This is a genomic window from Almyronema sp., from assembly GCF_052168255.1.
Classification (GTDB): domain Bacteria; phylum Cyanobacteriota; class Cyanobacteriia; order Phormidesmidales; family Phormidesmidaceae; genus Sphaerothrix; species Sphaerothrix epifaneia.
Window position 1 is genome coordinate 1 of record NZ_JBQLZL010000047.1, and the last position, 1,752, is coordinate 1,752.

Here is a 1,752-nt window from a genome sequence, read left to right on the forward strand (position 1 = left end):
TACTTTCATCAGGGCTTGCTCAGCCTGCTTGCTTTGCAGCGCCGCGTGAACATCGCGCCCGGTACCGTAAGCTGCTGCCCGTTCACTTTCAAAGTGACTCTGCCGGGTCATTTTCTCTAGCTCATCTTGGGTAGACCAGCGCTCTTTTGGCGTGACCTCAACAACGCATTCGGTATCGCGGACATAAGAATTTGAAAGCCGTTCCCAGATCCACTTGAGCTGCTGCCGGGTATTGCGCCATAGCTCAGGTGGGGCTTCGAGGACGGCTACTTTCCCCACTCGGCCATTGACGTAGATGTAGCCATGCTGCCGTTTGTGCCGGGGCGTAGAAGGCTTACCGCGATCGCCTTGGAGTAATAGGGTTATGAGATCTTTCTGCCCAGAGGGCGGAATCTTTTGTCTGATACCGTCCTCAGTTTCACGAATTCTGATGTACTGAGTGAGCTTGGGTGCTTTGCGGCGATTGAAGCGATACCAGAGCCATTCCCATAGCTCCTGAGCATCCATCGGCTCAAAGTTGAGCTTGGCCTTGGTTTCCAGGATGTTGCGCTAGTTAAGATAGCCACTTTCATAGATCTGCCGTACCAGCTTGAGGTAGAACTGCTTAAAGTGGTGTTCTTCGGTGCCTGCCACCTTGCGGACTCTCTTATTAATCAGCTTCTTAGCGCCCAGAACAGCCTTGCCGACGAAATCAGTATTTTGCTCTGCTGCGCGTGAACTTGACCAGGTAGCCCAAACGCTCTGACTCCAGACTTGCCGGACACCTTTCTCGGTCAGCTCTTTGATCCGGGCTTCCTCATCGAGGAGCATCACTGAGATCGGAGCCATCTTAGAGATGCGGGCTAGATTTCTAAGCTGGGTTCTGCGTTCTGTAATTGAGGATCTACATTCGGTGTAGAAACGTAAGCGCTCGCCATCAAGCAGTTCCGCCATGCCCTGCTGGAGAGAGCCGATAGCTTCCTCTACTTCAGCGCGGTAGAGCTGGGGATGGAGTCCCTGAAATTTGAAAGGGATTTCTGCTGACCATTGGCCTTTCTTGGCGTCATAGAGCAGTAGACAGGCAAACTTATGATCACCTAGTTCAACCTGGACGATTGAGTGGAGGTGGCACAAGTCCTGAAAGGGGGCGAACTGCTTTTCCCCAGATTGAGTTTTGCGCTTAATCTTCTTGTCTTTTTTCAAAAACTTGCGAAATTTGTCCCACATGCCGGGTTCATAGGCTCGAATAAAGATCGTTTCCCCGTTTGTCCAGTCATGACCGGGTGGATGCGCCCAGGATTTGATGAACTTGTAGGTCTTTTCCCCTGTCAGCACCCACCAGGTACCGTTGAGCCAGAACCACACCAGGAGCCAAGTAATGAAGTTCTGAGCCAGCAACATTTTGACGGCGAAGAAGCTGACCCCGCCGATGGCAACCCAGGGCATGAGTTGCTCAGCCGGGATAGGGCCAATGCTAGCCCGCTCCCCCAGCAGCTTGTTAACGCGGACAGGATCTTTGTCGATATCCATTGCTCATCAGTGCTGAGGTGCAGGGCATCAAGGTATCTACGAAAGTGATTAAGGAACCGGGGCACCACCGCCACCACTACCCGTACCAATGATTAGCTGAGAAATCACCTCAACGCCGATTACAAAAGCGACACCAATGGCAAGTAGGTTGGCGATTGGTTGCCAGTCGCCGCCGCGTGTCGCCTGAGTAAAAACGATCACCACCCCGATGAGAAACGCCAGCACAATCAGGATGCGGAAGAT

1 protein-coding gene and 2 pseudogenes are annotated in these 1,752 nt (G+C 52.6%); all 3 read right to left on the minus strand.

What is annotated here, in order from left to right; all coding sequences use genetic code 11:
• Nucleotides 1–507, minus strand: a pseudogene (locus ACTS3T_RS11135) (hypothetical protein); the annotation flags it as partial.
• A 42-nt stretch (nt 508–549) separates the two neighbouring features.
• On the minus strand, nt 550–1,509 hold the full coding sequence (locus tag ACTS3T_RS11140; RefSeq protein WP_462934963.1) for a hypothetical protein: 960 nt from the start codon (nt 1,507–1,509) through the stop codon (nt 550–552).
• Nucleotides 1,510–1,557: 48 nt separating this feature from the next.
• A pseudogene (locus tag ACTS3T_RS11145) lies at nt 1,558–1,752 on the minus strand (hypothetical protein); the annotation flags it as partial.